16 protein-coding genes and 3 pseudogenes are annotated in these 18,048 nt (G+C 47.3%); 16 read left to right on the forward strand and 3 right to left on the reverse strand.

What is annotated here, in order from left to right; translation table 11 throughout:
- Positions 1-327, forward strand: a pseudogene (locus tag QT994_RS25415) (hypothetical protein); the annotation flags it as partial.
- Positions 328-761: 434 nt separating this feature from the next.
- Here the strand turns inward: QT994_RS25415 and QT994_RS25420 are convergent.
- The 3 genes from QT994_RS25420 to QT994_RS25430 all read right to left on the reverse strand — a co-directional run bounded on the left by QT994_RS25420 (position 762) and on the right by QT994_RS25430 (position 5,249).
- A complete protein-coding gene (locus QT994_RS25420; protein ID WP_333179538.1) occupies positions 762-3,893 on the reverse strand; it encodes a DUF3854 domain-containing protein in 3,132 nt (1,043 codons plus the stop codon).
- Between the two features lie 339 nt (positions 3,894-4,232).
- Positions 4,233-4,811 (reverse strand): hypothetical protein, encoded by a 579-nt coding sequence (locus QT994_RS25425; protein WP_333050751.1) that lies wholly within the window; start codon positions 4,809-4,811, stop codon positions 4,233-4,235.
- A gap of 153 nt (positions 4,812-4,964) precedes the next feature.
- The gene (locus QT994_RS25430) at positions 4,965-5,249 is read right to left on the reverse strand and encodes a hypothetical protein (RefSeq protein ID WP_333050754.1); all 285 of its coding nucleotides are present in this window, start codon (positions 5,247-5,249) and stop codon (positions 4,965-4,967) included.
- 196 nt (positions 5,250-5,445) lie between these two features.
- On the opposite strand from QT994_RS25430, the gene QT994_RS25435 reads away from it, so the two are divergent.
- The 15 genes and pseudogenes from QT994_RS25435 to QT994_RS25505 form a co-directional block, all read left to right on the forward strand.
- Complete coding sequence (locus QT994_RS25435) at positions 5,446-6,033, forward strand: hypothetical protein (protein ID WP_333050756.1); 588 nt, start codon at positions 5,446-5,448, stop codon at positions 6,031-6,033.
- Complete coding sequence (locus QT994_RS25440; RefSeq protein WP_333050757.1) at positions 6,030-6,215, forward strand: hypothetical protein; 186 nt, start codon at positions 6,030-6,032, stop codon at positions 6,213-6,215. The genes QT994_RS25435 and QT994_RS25440 overlap by 4 nt, the downstream gene beginning before the upstream one ends.
- Before the next feature lie 108 nt (positions 6,216-6,323).
- Positions 6,324-6,662 carry a hypothetical protein gene (locus tag QT994_RS25445; protein ID WP_333179542.1) on the forward strand — a complete coding sequence of 113 codons (339 nt, stop codon included), beginning with the start codon at positions 6,324-6,326 and terminating at the stop codon, positions 6,660-6,662.
- The gene (locus QT994_RS25450; RefSeq protein WP_333179545.1) at positions 6,640-7,236 is read left to right on the forward strand and encodes a hypothetical protein; all 597 of its coding nucleotides are present in this window, start codon (positions 6,640-6,642) and stop codon (positions 7,234-7,236) included. The genes QT994_RS25445 and QT994_RS25450 overlap by 23 nt, the downstream gene beginning before the upstream one ends.
- 312 nt (positions 7,237-7,548) lie before the next feature.
- Positions 7,549-7,734: a hypothetical protein gene (locus QT994_RS25455; RefSeq protein ID WP_333179547.1), complete on the forward strand. Its 186-nt coding sequence runs from the start codon at positions 7,549-7,551 to the stop codon at positions 7,732-7,734.
- Positions 7,735-7,834: 100 nt separating this feature from the next.
- Positions 7,835-8,041: a hypothetical protein gene (locus QT994_RS25460; RefSeq protein ID WP_333050518.1), complete on the forward strand. Its 207-nt coding sequence runs from the start codon at positions 7,835-7,837 to the stop codon at positions 8,039-8,041.
- A gap of 50 nt (positions 8,042-8,091) precedes the next feature.
- On the forward strand, positions 8,092-8,859 hold the full coding sequence (locus QT994_RS25465) for a hypothetical protein (RefSeq protein ID WP_333050517.1): 768 nt from the start codon (positions 8,092-8,094) through the stop codon (positions 8,857-8,859).
- Between the two features lie 2 nt (positions 8,860-8,861).
- Positions 8,862-9,338, forward strand: a complete 477-nt coding sequence (locus tag QT994_RS25470; protein WP_333050516.1) for a hypothetical protein — start codon at positions 8,862-8,864, stop codon at positions 9,336-9,338.
- A complete protein-coding gene (locus QT994_RS25475) occupies positions 9,335-10,153 on the forward strand; it encodes a hypothetical protein (RefSeq protein WP_333050515.1) in 819 nt (272 codons plus the stop codon). Before QT994_RS25470 ends, QT994_RS25475 begins: the two co-directional genes overlap by 4 nt.
- Positions 10,146-11,198 (forward strand): hypothetical protein, encoded by a 1,053-nt coding sequence (locus QT994_RS25480; protein WP_333050514.1) that lies wholly within the window; start codon positions 10,146-10,148, stop codon positions 11,196-11,198. The genes QT994_RS25475 and QT994_RS25480 overlap by 8 nt, the downstream gene beginning before the upstream one ends.
- A gap of 115 nt (positions 11,199-11,313) precedes the next feature.
- The gene (locus tag QT994_RS25485) at positions 11,314-11,922 is read left to right on the forward strand and encodes a 3'-5' exonuclease (protein WP_333050513.1); all 609 of its coding nucleotides are present in this window, start codon (positions 11,314-11,316) and stop codon (positions 11,920-11,922) included.
- A 91-nt stretch (positions 11,923-12,013) separates the two neighbouring features.
- The gene (locus tag QT994_RS25490) at positions 12,014-13,669 is read left to right on the forward strand and encodes an RNA-binding domain-containing protein (protein WP_333179552.1); all 1,656 of its coding nucleotides are present in this window, start codon (positions 12,014-12,016) and stop codon (positions 13,667-13,669) included.
- Positions 13,670-13,979: 310 nt separating this feature from the next.
- Complete coding sequence (locus tag QT994_RS25495; protein ID WP_333050509.1) at positions 13,980-15,026, forward strand: Fic family protein; 1,047 nt, start codon at positions 13,980-13,982, stop codon at positions 15,024-15,026.
- 264 nt (positions 15,027-15,290) lie between these two features.
- Positions 15,291-16,479, forward strand: a pseudogene (locus tag QT994_RS25500) (RNA-guided endonuclease InsQ/TnpB family protein).
- Between the two features lie 646 nt (positions 16,480-17,125).
- Positions 17,126-17,971 (forward strand): annotated as a pseudogene (locus tag QT994_RS25505) (reverse transcriptase domain-containing protein); the annotation flags it as partial.
- Positions 17,972-18,048: the final 77 nt, after the last annotated feature.

Below are 18,048 nucleotides of genomic sequence, written 5' to 3' on the forward strand. Positions count from 1 at the left end.
TATCTTGCACTTTATTCTCGCTCACGCCATCGAAACCCAGGCCACGCAATATGCGAGCGATTATTCAGCAAGCCCTACCTAGGAATTAAACGAGCTTCACAACTGCCTAGAGAATTCTTACAAGAACTCGATAGCGTTATTATAGCGATCGCCGAAAATTCTCAGCTCGCTCGAAATGCGCGATCGTTGCTACCGAATGCAGAAATTGTCAGTCCACAGTCAAGTTGGAATGATATCTGGATACAATTAATTGAGCAAGAACAGCAAACTCAAAAACAAAATAACCAACAGTATAAACAGCGCATCCAAGAAATTGAATTGGATTAGCTTTTACAGCTTTAAAAATTGATACGACTTACGCAACTGAGGAATTTTTAGACTATCGAACACTCGGCAGACATAGCGAGCGCCGTCGATGTGCCTTGCCCCAGGGCCAGCCACACAGGTGAATGAACTTATCACCCTATTCTCCCAACTTCAATCCTATAGCCCACATTCCGCACCCTGAACTGTCACACTACGAATTTTCGGAGTTTGGCTAAATCGAACTGGCGAGCGCAAGTCCAATTTCCCACTTCTGTATATAAAAAATGATTAGTTGGGTTCACAAAATTCCGCCAAAACCGATTGTGACAGTTCAGGGTGCGGAATGTGGGTTTGAGTGTGCAGAATTTACATCTGATAGGCTAGCCAAACCCCACAAACCCCATCAAAAAGTAAATGGGGCTTTTTCTACTCTGTCAGAACTAAGCCAAAAGGCTCTAACGCCGCTGCTGCATCAGCTCACCTATCCGCTCCCTCACCAAAGCATCCTCCCCTTCGAGCCAAGCGGTGATTGTGGCAGCCTCGTAGCGAGTCCCCGGTGCGTTCCATCCGTACATTTGTGTAAGCAAGTTTTGGAGCTGTTCGGGGTAATATTCGGGCCACCAAATCAGGGCAATATCTCGTATCTTTTCGGCATCCTCTGGCGCGATTTGTGCGAGATCCGGTTCCGCTAATTCCTCTGCTGGCACGGGTTCGGGCGCTAGTTGCTCCGGTTCCGGTTCGGGGGGATTGTCGCCCAGTGCGCTCGGCTTCGGCGACCGCTCAGAGATTGTCGGGCGCACTGAATTTTTGGCTAAAGAGGTGAACTCGCTCCGATCTTCTTCTGTCAGCGCCGCCCAAATCTTCTCTCGGTTTGCAGCTCCTTTACCACAGACTTCTTTGAGCGCTGGCAGAATGTCGGCAGCCACTTGCCGTGCCGATTCGGGGTCAGGCTCTGCCAGCGCCAATCGAATCATTTGCAGCAAGTCGAGTTCGTCTTCGTTCCATTCTGAATGCTGACCTGAATGCTGACCTGAATGTAGGCTTTGTGTAGGCTGAATGTCTTGCTCTGTATGGCTCGTGTCTACCGTGTAGACTTTGGGTGAGGGTAAGACTTCCACAACCTCAGCATCAGTATTCACCTGGGCGGGAGAGGTTGATGTTGTGCCGCTATCATTTTCGAGACTTGAGTCAGCAGAAGTTGATGTTGTGCCGCTATCAGTTTCGAGACTTGAATCAGCAGAAATTGATGTTGTGCCGCTATCAGTTTCGAGACTTGAGTCAGCAGAAGTAATTTCATTCTTTTTTGCAAGTTTTGAGTTTAAGTCTACATAGTCTACACAAGCCTTGTGGGCTAAGGATTGTAGGTCTACATTCCGGTCTGCACCCTGTAGACCTAAATCTACATTTTTGGATTGACTCAACAAATCTTCTACAGTCGAAATGTCTTGGTCGGTATCTGTCCGCAACCTCAACCCTTTGATTGCCATGCCAGCGGCCGACCGCTGCTTTGTGACATCTTTCCATTCGAGGACTTCTCGGCAGAGTTCCACCAAATCTGCTGAGAAATTGTTTTTACCTTTGGCGCTGTACCCGGCTCGACGACAGTAATTGTTATAAGAGCCGAACAAAGTTGATTTAGCCGCGACATAATCCGCATCTTTCCATTCGTCTTTATCGGCTCCGATTGCCGTCTGGGCCTCGGTATCGTGAATAATGCAATCGTTGACCCATGACGCCATCGGGTCGGCCCGCACCCGGTCAGCCCAAAAAGTGCCATTAATTCCGCTTTCTTCTTGAGCCAAAATGCGCTCAATTTCGGTCACTGGAATTGATAACAAATATTGGGTAAATGCGCTTAATTCCGGCTCTAATTCTCGTTCGAGGTGGGGGTTTCGCTTAATGGGGGTGCACTCGAATCCTTCTTGAATTATTCGCCGCTTCAACCAGGAAAGTCCGCTGGCAGGGAAACACGGCTGATTTGAAGTAATTAGCGCCAGACCAGAAAAACGGAAGTCAACAGCCGATTTGTACAATTGGCGGCCGCTGATTTTACCCCCGCCCGTCAGTGACCTGAAGTTTGATAAATTGCCTGTGTACTTTTCTTGGTCGTCAAAAACCGCTAGCCGCTTTGTCTGTAAATCCGCGACTTTATCTGAAGCGGTTAAATCTTCCAAGTTTCCAATCCAAGTGTTTCGCTCTCCAACCACCATTGTGGTCAGTCGGGAGTAAAGCCCTTTCCCAGTTCCACCGGGGCCAGTCAGCATTAGGAATTTGTGCAAAAAAGCCATACCGCGCAAGCTGGCGGCGATGAAGGCAATCAGAATGTCTTTCTTGTTCCGATTGCCATCGGTGGCCTGATTCATCCAATCGTTGATTTTTGCCCATCCAGTATTAACAGCGCTTCCTTTGTAGCTGCGCGGTAGTGACCAAGTTAGTCGGAATCCGGGGGCGTGTTCTTGCCAAGTGTTGCTTTCAATGGAAAGCACCCCATCTTCAAAGGGCAATAGTTCGTTTGATGGTCGCTCTAACCAATCGAGCTCGAATAATTTCCTTTTGAGCGACCCTAGAACGTTGGCACAGTAGGCGTTGTTGGGTTGCAACCCCCGCGTCTGGCACATGGTATCTATGGCGCTGAGGACATAATCGTCGTTCACCGCCGCCCAAACTCCTTTATGCCGAAGTTCGTACTTCATCCAAGATTTGTGTTCGTCAGAGTAGCAGAGTTGGTCGCGCAACTCCTCGGCAAGTTCGGCTCCCAATTCTTGGGGTAAAGGAATTTTATTCTTGGGCGATGAATCCTCGCTCCCATCAAGATTGCTCTCCCAGTCCTGAAAGCTGACTGACTTCATAAGCATCCGCCTGAACTCTTCTATTCCTTTTCTCTGGATAAAATCATCCATACCTTTGGTTTCTCCTTCAGTGCCAGGTTCCCATTGTGCAGTAATGCTGCGAACGGGGACACCAAACTTAAGCAACTGGTGGCCGAGTTTCCGCTGTTCCCAAATGACGTTTGGATTGGTCGCTGCATCTGCATCAAAGGCAATGATGAACCCAAAACCGGCACGGGCGTAAGATTCTAGGGTGGGAACGAGATAGCGTTTGTTCTGCAAATCGCTAGCTTTCGCTGTCAGCCCCATGCTGATGCCCATTAAGGCAATTGTCGGTAAGTCGTTGCTGCATCCCGATATTGCTTTGAACGGCCCTTCGGTAATCAGGAGATAGGGATGGTCGTTAATGCGGTAGCAGTGCTGTTTGAGATTTTCTGGCTCCCAATAGTTTTTGTCGGTGGGATGCTGAGGCAAGAATGCGTCGTACTCACCAACGGGCGTGCGATATTTGGGTGCTTTTTTACTGCCAGAGGATTTCCAAGGCTTGTCTGGTCTGAACTGAAATTGTGTGCCTGCACCAATAAAGAAGATGCCACCCGACTTGGCGGTATAACCCAAGTAAACTGATGCCTCGTCAGCAGATACGGTTCGGCAGTTGGCGTAGCTCCACTCGTTGAGCAGTCCCCTGCTCTCAATGTGGCTCTTGTGTTTGGGGCAAAGGTTCGCGGTAGTTGATAAAAATTGATCTGCAATATTCATAGATGCCTCTTTCGTTACTCATAGCGCTGCGTGCTGGTTTTTTTACAAAAACCCGCGCTTAGTAGAAGAGACGGCTCTGCCACAGCTACCGTTGATGTGCAAAGGTGCAGATTTTGCGGTAATGGCAGAAATAGACTATGATGAATCTAAAGTTTTTTATTTTTGATTGTCTGCCGTCTCTTCTAAAGACGCGGACTTTTTTTTGGTCTGGTCTAATCGATGCGGGCGGTCGCTTGTTGACAACAGCCTTTTCAAATTCTATACGCGGACGTATTGCGAGCGAACGTTAGCTGACAAGGAATTTCCGAATCGAAAAATCCCAATTGTTGCCGATCGCAATTAACCCGGTTCATCCTCACCCCCCGGAATTCTCCAAGGGTCGATGCCGTTTTCTCTAAGCAAGCGCTCGTAGTAGTCGCGCTCCCACCGAATTTCGTCTTCAGCAGAGTAAGCGTTGCCCAACATTCGCAGGTCGCGTTCGAGTTGCTGGACTCGCTGGCCAAGCAGTTCGTTGCGTTCGGATTCGGTGCGAGTAACGCCGAAAGCTATGTCAAATCGGCGCTCTAAGGTTTCAGTACCCAAAGCCACAACTAAGTCAAAAGCAGGTTTAACTCCTCTGTAACAGCGGTAAATCCAGTAAGCATAAACAACACTTAAGGGCCATCCCCGAATGCGAGTTTGTCCTCTGACTTGTCCCGTGGGGTCAACTTCAAAAGTTTCTGGCGTAAAACCCTCACCCAGTATGGCTTTACCCTCCTTAGAACCTAAAAAGTTTCTGGCGTAAACTGGATCATCCCCAATACACTCAGCCGCCTGTGTTTGGCTCATCCGGTAACTGCCGTCTGGCAACATAAACCCATCGACTGTGAGGGAACCTATTTGCACGGAAGCCCTGACGGCTCTAACTGATTCACTCATCAAAAACTCCTTTGACGCTTCATCGCGCTCTACGTGGCCTATACACTAAACTCCGACAGTCCAAGCTTGGTGTATACGAAAGTTCAACCTAGTTTTTCAAGTAGTGTTTCCCATTCCATAATTTGATTTTTTAGCAATTGAACCCGAGCGCCCTTAGCCTTGCGCTTGAGAAACAAACCGCGGCCAGCAAGTTCTTCGCGGGCTAATGCGATACTTTGCTCCAACACTTTTGGTCAATTCCTCCCTATCCTCCTTTTTTAGTTCAGTGTCGGTCATCCCTGCAACCAGGCGGGCGAACTGTTCCAAGAATTCAGAGCGCGAGATTCCAAGCACCTCAGCCCTGGTGTCGATCGCTTTCATTGCCGTAGGAGTCACAAAAATGCTGTACCGCTCTTTGTTTTCGCCCCAAGCGCTGCGTTCAGCCGGTTTTCTGGTCATTTGTCTGTGTATGCACAATTAACAATTTTCATCATAGGGCTTGACAACACCTAAACAAAAGTGATATGTCTGTGCATACATAGTTACGTCTGTGCATACACAGTTATGGCTTAACACCAAAACCAAACCCCGCCCCCTATGACTGGAAATCTTCTGGGGCGGGGTACGGCACTCACATTAATGAGGTTTTTCAATCATGACACAAATACCGATACCGATAACGGTTGAGGTGTCCGCTGCTGCTGCAACGCCAAAGGTGACGAGCGCTTCTTTGTACCCTTCGTTGTTGGCATCCGTGGACGCGATGGCAGAACCCGCTCTTTGGGTTTTGATGGAAGCGACCGTTTATTCGCTGCGCCAAAGGGACACGCTCACCCGCTCTATTAAAGAGTGCGGTACTGTTGAATGTTTTGGCGATAAGTGGCCCCAAGATTTTGATTTCTTGCCAACCGATTCCGAAGCCATCGCCTTAGTAGAAGCAATAGCCGACCAATTCTCCCGTCGCCAACTCCACACCTGTTGGCAATCGTTGTTGAGCACTTGCAACCGCATCCAAAAGCTTGCCCTGATTGAAGCGATAACCTACGCCCAACACTATTCATCGACGGTACTCCAAGCGCTCTCTCAATGCGAACTCTCGGATTTGTTTGAAGATTCCCTCGAACACTTGGATGTTTGGCTCTCCGAACCCGAAGCGCTGCGCCTAATTCGCTTGTTCTCCGGTTCCCTCTTAGCTTCATCGGAAGCTGCACCCACACCTGGGACTGGGAGGGACGATCGATGAAAGCACTCAAAAGCCATCAATTCAAGTGGAGCGTTACCGTCACCCGCAAGTACAATCCACCCCGCCAGATTATAGTGTTCGGGCGATCGCAAGTAGAAGCACTCCAAGGAGCCGTAGCTTCTGCACGGGAAGTCTGGGGTATCTGGGATGCCACATCATTTAGCACGCCGGAAAGGAAATAATTTTTTTTGATTCTTCGTTAGCTACTTCGGGCGACTCCGAAAACAGCTAACGAAAGAATCAAAGTTTCAAGCGTTTTAGCTAATAAGTAGCCAATCAAATGCCAGAAAATGCCAACACCTAAAAAGCCTGTAGACGTAGCTGTTTTTAACAGTCGGTGCGGTCAATGGAACCATCGCAATTACTTCAGAGCAGAGGTAAAGGTAATTCTAGGTAAAGGGGGAAAACCGATGCCGGAAGCTACTTTCAAAACCAGACTCGCCCTTTTAGAAGCAGAATGCCCTGAGTTTCAGAGACAACCTTACCGCCGAACATTTTCTCAATTTCACTTGAACTGCTTGCTAACCCTAGAAACTTGGATTCTTGAAGCCAACCGCTGCATTGCCACTGTTCGAGAACGATTAGCACAAGAAGGATTACCCACCCATGAATACCGAACCGACAATTGACCGCCGCGACATCAAAGCCAAATGGGGACTCAACAAAGTTTCTGACGTAACCAACGCTCGGAAAGCTTTAGGGCATCCCGATTGGCAAAACTCTCTTTTGAGCCCTGATGACAGCGCAGAAATCGACCTTTATTTCGATTTGGTACTGAATCAGCGAATTGCACCCGGTTTGGCACTCGAACAAGTAGTTGGAACTCGGAACGGACGCGGCGAATACTGCAATGACATCGACTCAGAAGCGATCGCCAACGACCAAAAGCGCGATGCTGAAGAAGAAAAAAGCGGAGCGATACAAGCCATTGAGGGAATGACTCGCGAAGCATCCTTGGGGATGGCCGATGTTGCGGTCGCCGTTAGCGACCAAATGCTAGATGCCTTTAAGATTTCTCTGAGTGCAAATCTGACCCACGGTTTGACCGATATGGCCTCGAATATCCGAGGTAATTTCAGCGTTCTCACTGATGCTGTAAAAGCAGCTCCCTTGGATTTGCGGGATGCCAATTTGCCCGTCCCAAAGCCTGTTTTACCAACCAAGTCAATACCACCGCGGAGGATTTCACCAGGACTCTGGTAGGCGCTCACCGAGAGTTGGGGGAAGCCCTAGCTTTAAGGCAAGCTCAAAGGGAAAAGGTACTCCTGAATCTCATCTTTTTCCTGAGCCTACAACAGGGGGAAGAACCTAAAAAACATGGCATTATATTGCCCCCCAATTGCAATTACGCTGAAGAAACAATCGCGCTAATGAGGTTTGTCTAATGCGGGAAAGTTACGGTTTCATTGAATTGTATTTAGTGTGTCCTGGATTGAAATTGTGGCGAACCTTTAAATCTAAGCTTGCGACAATCAGTAAAGTGAGCGAAGTGGCTGTATTGGTGGGAGGATGCGCGTGAAAATCAGAGAAGTCTTGGCAACAGTTAAACACTGCAATTCAGGATGGCAAGAACAAAAATTGGTACACATCCTGTTTACTGACCAGGATGAAAAGTATCAGTTACTAAAGCCTTACTGTGTGGAATATGGCAAAAATGTCATCTTTAGCAAGACAGACAACGAGATTTTGTTACCAGATTGAGCAAGGCGCAAACATAGAGCTAAGGAGTACAACTTAAATGTAGCAGTCAAGGACAGGTTTACATTTCATTCAGTCTCAATGAAACTTCGAGGTAACAACTATGTCAGATAAACTCTTGTCAATTTATGCGTCGCTCCTGTTTGCAGCCATTCCCGCTATGCTAATTTACGGCGGTCAATCTATCTACCACGACGGTTATCGGCAAGCCGTAAAAGATTTACCGCCAACAGTAGTTCAAGGCGACCAGAATATCGACAACAGCACGAACAACAACTATCAATTTGCACCGTCACTTGGGGGGAAGTAATCAAGGCTAAATCAACTACATAGCTCAGAATTAATTAAAGGAGACAAACCATGAGTGCAATTGTTAAATACACTGGTGGTGGAGCCATCGCCCCAGCCCTAGTCGGGAAAGTCAAAGCATTTGATAGCGCACCTGAAATGTTGACTTCTTTTCAGGGATACTACGGTTTCGACCCCTCAGCGTTTGCCGGGATGTCTGAGGAAGAATTGGGAGCATTCGTAGATTCGGTTGAAGAAATCAAGTTTCTGATTGACAACCTCGACAAACTAGAAAAACACGTCAACGACTATATTGATGGCGTCGTAAAGTACAACGAGTTTGTAGCCCGATGCGTCAAAGCTGGTGCTAAGGGCATGGAGAAGATCGATCGGGCCACGCTCGACGTATTCTTGGCATGGAAAGGTTGGCAGGCCAATACCAAAAAGCTAGCCAAAGATTCGGATGTTGGCGTAAGACTACTCGACCAAGAAGTTATTGATTACGGCGATTTAGCGGAATACGACCTTCAGATTTCTCTTCAGATTGTGGCTAACAGATTAGTCCGCCAAAAAGAAGCGCTATCCCAAAAACCTGACAAAGAAGCAGCAAACTATGCGGAGCGACAAGCAGCTCAAGAGGCAAAAAGCGAAGAGAGAAATAGGATAAAAGACTTGTTCGCTTACGGTACTCGCGGGAAATACGGTTTGCCATCATCGAGTAGCCCGCAATTGAGTCCTGCCAGCAGCGCTAGCAATAACGCTAGCAATAACGCTACCAAGGCAAGCGGTTGGCTAAAAAAATGGGGCGGTAAAGCCTTTGATTATTTCTCAGGGAAGTAGCCATGCAGTTACCACCATTTCTCATCCCCAAACCTCAAAATCCTCCTGTTGCTCCACCTTCACAACAACTACAACTCCCAGAATTAGAAGAATCAGACCAATTGAGGTTTCTCAAGAACTTAAACAGCTTCTGCGGTCAAGGATTTTGGTTTGCGGTTGGGTTGTCAATTGCTCACGTTTCGAGGATTGTCGGTGCTCCTGTAATGCTCGTCGCAGTGATTTTGGTTGCCGGGTTCCTGTTTGTAGTAAAACCGAAAAACCCAACCTCTTATTTACTATCAATGAGGCGGATTAGCGGGTTGGTGGTGATTGTCGGCACTATTGCTGCATTTTGGGATGTAGCATGGCTGCTAGCCAATATGCCTTTAAGTGTAGGCTTTGGCTTCGGGTTCATCCCAGTGTGGCAGCTTGTCGTGATTGTGGGTGTATCGGTGGCCTTGCTTTTGTTGGTCGCACTGTGGCGGAGGTGGATGCGGTGAAAAGTGCCATTGCTTCTTTGATTGTGGGCATCGGGTGTAGCGGGTTTAGCTTGTTCGGCTACTTCGACAAACACGTCAGCTACTGCAATGTAGCTACAAATCCCTGTACGCCTGTTGTGGTAACGGGTTCCCAGTATCCCAAGAATGCTAAGTTTGTGAAGCTGCATCAAGGCTGGGGGCTGCTGCGTACTACATCCGGCGTAATTGCTGCAATCAGCTTTGGTGCGGGTTATTTCACATCGGGTGCAGCATCGGTGAAGCAGAGAAAGAACGAGGAAGAGGCTGCTCTCAATGAAGCTCGGCAAAAGCAGTTAGAAGCAACTACAAGCGACATTTTGGATGAGGAAGAAATCCAGAAAACAGCGATTGCTGCTGACTTGAGAGTTAAGGATTTCAAGCGCGAACTCTACGACGGCTACAACACGCTTTATTTAGAGAAGAATCCCGAACTGTTGGAGACTTTAACTACCGCCATTCCCGCATCTTTGCCCGCTCCCACGGAATCAAAGTCCGAGGAAGTTGAAAATGCGGAACTCCTATCAAACACAGCATCCGCCCCAAATAACAATCAATTATTGGGCGTAGAACTGCCAGCACCTCCCAAATTAGGAGTGAAATTCTTTGATTGGAAGCAGTTTAGGGACACTCCTGAGATGTTTCCTCACATTAGAGGAGTTGCAGCTACCAGATGCGGAAAAACCACGCTATTTGATTGGCTGATGGATGTGATGCCATCCCAAAAGCAGTCGGTAATTACGGTTAAGCGGTGGCCGCATCAATGGATTGATTGGCTTGGATGTAATAGGAGTGCCTGAAGATTACAAAGCTATCCGCTCCTCTTTGGAAGCATTGCAAGGTGAAAGAGTACGGCGTACAGCATTAATGGCAAAGGGGATTGATTCACCCATTTGGAATGTAGCTGTTGATGAATGGAAAGCAATTTCGCGTAATGTAAGAGCGATTGTCGAGCGCAAAACCAAACAGATTATTTCTCTTAGTGCCAAGCAAATCATGGGTGAAATGATTACTTTGGCCAGGGAAACCAACATCCGCATCTTTGCTTTAGCGCAGGGCAGACAAGTTGTAACTTGGGGATTGGAGGGTGAAAGCGATTTAGCTGAGTGTTTCTGTAGCATTTACATGGGCAAGTTTGCCGTAGAAGAATGTGAATCCTACCGCAACAAATTCCCCAAGGATTCCGAGCAATACGCAAAATACCAACAAGTTCGAGATTACTTGGAATCGTTGGGAAATAGAGCGGCATGGATTAGCTGCGAGTTAGGAGAATTCCCGGCTGTTGTACCCGACTTGAGTCAATGGAAACGAGAACTTCCTAAGCACTCATCAACTACAGAAACTTCCGTAAATAGTGAAACTATTCAAACAACTGAGTTGGCTGCAAACCAGGAAATTGAGGATACTCAAGAACTGTGGGAATTAGCCAAGAAGCGGCTCCTAGAATCCTGGAATGGGGATGAAGTTACTGCACAGGAGGATACTGCTACTTCACTCCCTGATGAAGCGGACAAAGTAGGAGATGAAGCTAGTGAAGTGTTGCAGGATAAGGATTGCAGCACTACTTCCCTACTTCCCGAACCAGAGCGATCGAAGGCATTGGCGAGGGTGATGGCGCTTCTGAGCAGTCGGGGAAGCAGTGAAGTAGAGCGAGTGAGTGAAGCGATCGCCCTTCTTCTCACTCAACCAGACAAAGCACTTTGGTTGAGCTTAAAAATCCTGAGATTGGGAGTCACCGCAAGCAGTCGAGATGTGTTCGGCTGCGGTACGGGAGGTAAAGCATTCCAGAAAGCGAAAGATTGGTATCAGGCTCTTGAGTCAACCTTTGGTAAGATTGTGGAATAGCATCAAATCTGGGTAAAGTCAGCCGCTAAATTACCAACAAATATGCTAATTGCAGTTGCTTTAATTCTCTACATGGGTGCGATAATAGAAGGGCAGAGATGGGGAACCTGCGATTGTGGAACTAACCAAATACAGTTGGTGGGGCGAATCCAACGAGCCACCAGAACATCTGAAAACTAAAAAGCAACTGGGTGAATTGGGACTCTCGCCTCTGAAACCTTCAGGCGTTATTCCAACGCGAAAATACGACGTGCTCCTCTACGATATCAACAATCCCGAATGCTGCCGACCCAAAAGAAAGCCATCTCCCAAACAATTGGAAATTCTTGCCGCCAACCGTCTCAAAGCTAAAATCAAGCGGGATTACCGGGAATGGTATCGAGAAGTAGGTTTCATAGAAAGAGATAGGGTGAGTGCTGTTCTTTGGGCAAGAGAGCAATTAAGTCAGAACGATTGGGTGATTCTGGATACTGAAACTACGGGGCTATACGATGCTCAGATTGTAGAGATAGCAATTATCGATCGTCTCGGTGAAATGTTGCTGAATACGCTCGTAAAACCCTCAATTCCCATACCTCCAGAAGCAGCATATCTTCACGGCATTAGCGATGCAATGGTAGGCGATCCTCCGAGTTTCCCCGAAGTCTATCCCCGCATTGTTGAAGTCCTTAAAGATAAACGAGTATTTCCTGTGTTTCTAACTGTATTTGTTTTATACAGTTAGGAGGAAGCCGTCCTATAAGGACGGGGCTTTAGACCCAATTTTGCCGTAAGATTGTAAATGCCGTCTGGTCGCCCCTATTTTATATTGTTAAATGAATCGCACGATTCCCGAACAAGAATCCCTCACCGTCGAGTTTAAGAGCGATCGCACTCGCCTGCCAGACAAAGACCTGATTGAAACCGTCGTCTGCCTTGCCAATACAGACGGTGGCTCCATTTACCTCGGCGTTGAAGATGACGGTCAAATAACAGGTTTGCACCCCCAACACCAAAACCTGTCCACCCTAGCCGCCATGATTGGCAACCGCACCAACCCCCCAGTCAGCGTACGCGTTACAGCGTTGCTAGAAGCAGGTCAAACCATTGCCTGCATAGAAGTCCCCAAATCAGCTCGCATCGTCGCCACCTCTGACGGACTCCTGCAACGCCGCCGCCTGCAAGTAGACGGAACACCCCAATGCGTCCCCTTTTATCCCTACGAATTTGCCACTCGCCAGTCAGACTTAGGCGTTCTCGATTACTCCTCATTACCCATCACCGGATCGTCTGTTGCCGACTTCGACCCCCTGGAACGCGAACGCCTGCGACAATTAATAGAGCGATATGGTGGCGATCGTACTCTGCTATCCTTAACTGATGAAGAACTCGACGGCGCTTTAGGTTTCGTGCGTTCTACGGATGGAATTCGCTTCCCCACCGTCACCGGACTGCTGATTTTAGGACGAGAAAGCGCCCTCCGCGAACACTTACCCACCCACGAAGTCGCCTTTCAAGTCCTCGAAGGCACCCAAGTGCGAGTCAATGATTTTTACCGCACCCCCCTACTAAAACTGTTTGAGCGAGTCATGGAACAGTTCGAGGTGCGCGTTGAAGAAGATGAAGTGCAAATCGGTTTATTTCGCGTCCCCGTTCCCAACTACGATCGCCGCGCCTTTCGCGAAGCCTCAGTCAATGCCCTCATCCACCGAGATTACACTAAATTGGGAGCCGTTCACATCCGCTGGGAAGATTACGGAATTACCATCAGCAACCCAGGGGGTTTTGTTGAAGGTGTCAGTTTAGATAACTTGCTAGTCGTAGAACCCCGGCCGAGAAACCCCTTCCTAGCCGATGCCATTAAACGCATCGGACTCGCCGAACGAACTGGGCGCGGTGTAGATTTAATTTATCAGGGGTTATTGCGCTACGGAAGATCCGCCCCCGATTATCGAGGCACAAACTCTCATTCAGTTGCCGTCAGACTGCCAGGAGGGGAAGCCGACTTAGGACTGTTGCGCGTAGTGATTGAAGAGGAAAATCGCCGTCAAAGCCCACTCCCCGTTGACTCTTTAATCGCTTTAGGACAATTGCGACAAGAAAGACGGTTAGACACGGCTACTCTCGCCCGTGCCATTCAGCGAGATGAAGCGATCGCCCGCAGCGTGTTAGAACGATTAGTTGAAGCTGGTTTGGTAGAAGCGCGTGGCGTCAAAAAAGGACGCACCTACACCCTTAGCCCCTTAGTTTACCGAGAACTGGGACAATCCGCTGATTACGTTCGGCAAGCTGGCTTTGAACCCATTCAGCAAGAGCAAATGGTGCTTCAATATGTAAGGACTCACGGCAGAATTACCAGAAAAGAAGCTGTGGAACTTTGTCGTATCAGCGAAGACCAAGCTAGTCGCCTGCTGCGGAAGTTGACTGATGCCAACCAGTTGAATTTAGAGGGTCAAGGCCGCGCGTCATATTATGTTGTTTTCTCGCTATAAAACACGCGATGCGCCTTTTAAACACGCGCCGCGCCTTTTTAAACACGCACCGCGCCTTTTGAACACGCATCTTTAGAGTCTGTGGAGGAAAATAGCGTTCGTTAATTTGGGCATTTAGCCCCTTATTCCAGGGTATTGGTACTATAGTCCCGGTGGGAAGTTGGCGACCTTTGACGCACAAAACAGTACAGATGAATCGGGTACAATACCTTTAATATAGGTACTGTGACCAGGGGAGTACCTATATTAAAAATACTTATATAATAGACCAAAGCGACTCAATGGCTATTACAGTGGTGCTTTTAAATCAATGAAATCTTTTGAACAGACTTTTTTAACCCAGCAACCGATTACCCAAAAACTCCTACAGACAATTCGCTTAATTGGGGAGTACAAAGGTAAACAGGAGTTGTACAAACAACAAGCACCACAAGTGCTAGAAACTTTGCGGCAAACAGCGATTATTCAAAGTACCGAATCTTCTAACCGCATTGAAGGAATTACCGTTCCTCTGGCGCGAATTCGCAAATTAGTAACGGAACGCACAGCACCAAGGGATCGTTCAGAACAGGAAATCGCGGGCTATCGGAATGTGCTAAATACAATTCACGCTAGCTATGGTTATATTCCATTTACTCCGAATATTGTTTTGCAATTTCATCGCGATTTATATCAATTTAGCGTCGGTTTAGGTGGCTGTTGGAAAACAACAGAAAATCTAATTACGGCAACCACAACTGATGGTAGACAAATAGTGCGATTTACTCCTGTTGCCGCCTATGCCACATCTCAGGCTATGGAAGAGTTGCATGAGAAATTTAATCTATTTTCCCGTGAAGGTGAGATTGAACCATTGTTGTTGATTGCTAGTTATGTTCTGGATTTTTTGTGCATTCATCCATTTCTGGATGGTAACGGACGAATGGCAAGATTGCTGACGCTGTTATTGTTGTATCAAGCGGGTTATGAAGTAGGGCAGTTTATTAGTTTAGAACAAATTGTGGAGCGCACCAAAGAAAGCTATTATGATGCCTTGTACCAATCTTCTCAAAATTGGCATGAGGGGAAGCATAGCTTGTTGCCTTGGTGGGAGTATTTTTTAGGCGTAATGTTACTGGGAGCTTATCGAGAATTTGAGCAGCGGGTTGGGGTGATTGGAGGAGCAAAAGGAACGAAAACGGCAATGGTTTTACAGGCAATTGAGAGTTTGCCTTGGGAGTTTTCGATGCGAGAGTTACAGCAACGTTGTCCGGTGGTTTCTGTGGATTTAATTCGTCGCATTTTGCGTCAAGAACGGGATGAGGGAAGGATTAAATGTGTGGGACGGGGAGTGGATGCGCGGTGGCGAAAGTTATAGACAATTTAGTGGCCGACTTGCCAAAAGCTTTACAAGAGATGAAGGGTTTCTCATCTCATATGTCTCTTGTATATGAGAAGTTTTGCGGAATCTTACCCGAACGAGCAATTTGTGCAACAACCTGTTGCACAAATTGCTTTACCAAAAAAATGGGTCTAAAGCCCCGTCCTTCTAGGACGGCTTTAATTTCCGCTTATTGCAAATAATTGTTAAATATACGTATTTTGTAACTAAAAGCTTTCGCAAAAGTGATAAGATTTTATCATGATAGTTCTAGAGTTTAAGTTGAAAGGCAAAGCCGAGCAATATCGGGTCATCGACGAGATGATCAGAACAGCTCAATTTGTCCGAAACAAAACTCTTAGATATTGGATAGACAATCAAGGAGTTAAGCTAATTGATCTGTACAAACAATGCGCCATTATGGCAAAAGAGTTTGAATGGGCAGGCAAGCTTAACTCAATGGCACGTCAGGCTTCTGCCGAACGTGCCATTTTTGCTATCCAACGTTTTTTCGCTAATTGCAAAGCAAAAACACCAGGCAAAAAAGGCTACCCAAAGTTTAAGAAAAATACTCGCTCTGTCGAATACAAAACATCAGGATGGCTACTTTCTGCCGACAAAAGATGTTTGACATTTAAGGACGGCTTTGCTGCTGGAAAGTTCAAATTAGTCGGTAGTCGGAATTTGCATTTCTATGCACCCGATGAGATGCGAGCGAATCAGAGTTGTGCGTCGTGCCGACGGATACTACGCACAACTTTGCATCAATGTGGAGCGAAAAGAGGAACTTATTCCGACTGGTAAAGCTATTGGAATAGACGTGGGATTGAACCATTTCTATACCGATAGCGATGGTGAAACAGTCGCGAACCCTCGCCACCTCCGAAAAAGTGAAAAAGCTTTGAAGAGATTGCAAAAGCGAGTTTCTCGAAAGAAGAAAGGCTCTGGCAATCGAAAAAAAGCGATCAACAAGTTAGGAAGAAAGCACCTGAAGGTTAGTCGGCAGCGTAAAGACTTCGCCATAAAGACGACGCCCGGCGCGGTAAAATCTAGCGATTTTGTAGCCTACGAAGACCTTCAAGTACGGAATATGGTCAAAAACCATAAACTTGCTAAGTCGATTAGCGATGCAGCGTGGTCACAATTTGCTCAATGGTTAGAGTATTTTGGAAATGTGTACGGCAAAACAGTAATTGCTGTTCCACCTCAATACACCTCGCAAGATTGTTCAAGTTGTGGCAATACTGTCTTGAAAACGCTATCAACCCGAACCCATATTTGCGATTGCGGTGCGACGTTAGATCGTGACTACAACGCAGCTCGCAATATTTTGGTTAAAGGGTTGAAGCAAGCAGGAATTAATTTGAATTTAAATACGGTGGGGCACACCGAAATCAACGCTTGGGGACAGACCGATCTCTACTCTTTGATGGCAGCAAAACAGAGATAAGTTCGACTGATTGATCCAAGAATCCCCGCGCCTTCAAGGCCGGGTGCGATTCGTTCTCTCGAAATAAGTAGCAATACTTAAGGATGAGAGGCAAGGAAAAAGGAGGGAACAATCCCAACAGAACCTTGACAACTTGATAGCCATGTAGGTGAGGGTTCCTCCCAAATCCTACCCCACAGGTGCAGTGGTTAAAGCACGATCCCTACTGAGGAGACTAGCCGTCAAATTGGTAAAGCGGGACGAAAGAAGGTAACTGACAGCCTAGGTCGGTAATCCCTTTAGCAAGAATCCATGAGTAGCGAAAGCGAAGATGCGCTTGAACCATCGTGAAAGGCAACCAGCGAAATAAGGCTTTATGCGTTGGAGCCAAAAGGCAATGGGTTAGGGGCTGATAAATTTGGTCGTTATCAGTAGCACTCCCAACAACCCCGGTGGACAGCATCAACTCTAAAGATTCAATCAATGGCTATCAGGAACGAAGTAACCTTTCGTATGCTCTCTTGGAGGTCGAAAACCAAGAGTAGGTGCTAACCGGATGCTGCGAACAGGTGGGATAGAGTCAGAAGCCAATGCCCTGTTGTAATGACAGGGATATGCAGACAGACTCACGGTGGTTTGGAAGATAAAGTTGCAAGTCAGAGTATATATGTCTAAAACACGGTCACAACCGATGGTGGAATGGAGACAGATTAACTGGCGAAAGCTGGAACGGTTTGTCTATAAGCTCCAAAAGCGAATTTATCGAGCCTCTCAACGTGGTGACGTTAAAGCAGTACGCAGACTCCAAAAGACGTTGATGAAGTCCTGGTCAGCAAGGTGCTTAGCGGTCAGGCGGGTAACACAAGATAACAGCGGCAAGAAGACGGCTGGTGTGGATGGGCTCAAAAGCCTGACCCCAAAACAACGTCTCGCCCTTGTTGCCAAACTTAAATTAAGCCCAAAAGTCGCTCCAACTAGGCGAGTATGGATTCCCAAGCCTGGAACGGAGGAAAAGCGACCATTAGGCATCCCGACAATAAATGACCGAGCCTTGCAAGCACTTGTCAAGCTGGTACTAGAGCCAGAATGGGAAGCGCGATTTGAACCTAACTCATACGGGTTCCGACCCGGACGCTCATGCCATGATGCGATAGAGCAAATATTCACGGTAATTTGTCAGAAAGCCAAATACGTGCTAGATGCTGACATTGCCAAATGCTTCGACCGCATCGACCATGAAGCACTGCTCAAAAAATTAAATACATTCCCCACCATCCGCCGACAAGTTCGAGCCTGGTTAAAAGCGGGAGTGATTGACGGTAAGCAGTTGTTTTCAACATCTGAGGGAACACCGCAGGGTGGGGTGATTTCCCCATTATTAGCAAATATCGCCCTCCACGGGATGGAAAACCGGATAACTCAAGCTTTCCCAAAAAGGAAGGTTTATAAGGAAGGAAAGTACGCAGGAGTCATCTCTGCTGCTCACTTAATCCGATATGCCGATGACTTCGTAAGCGCGACACGATGTCGCATGTTGTGAGTGAGGAGGTGACTTCTCTAGGTTAGTGTCCAAACCTATCCTCAATCTCC

Origin of the sequence: Microcoleus sp. S13_B4 (genome assembly GCF_036700885.1) — a bacterium.
Classification (GTDB): Bacteria; Cyanobacteriota; Cyanobacteriia; order Cyanobacteriales; family Microcoleaceae; genus Microcoleus.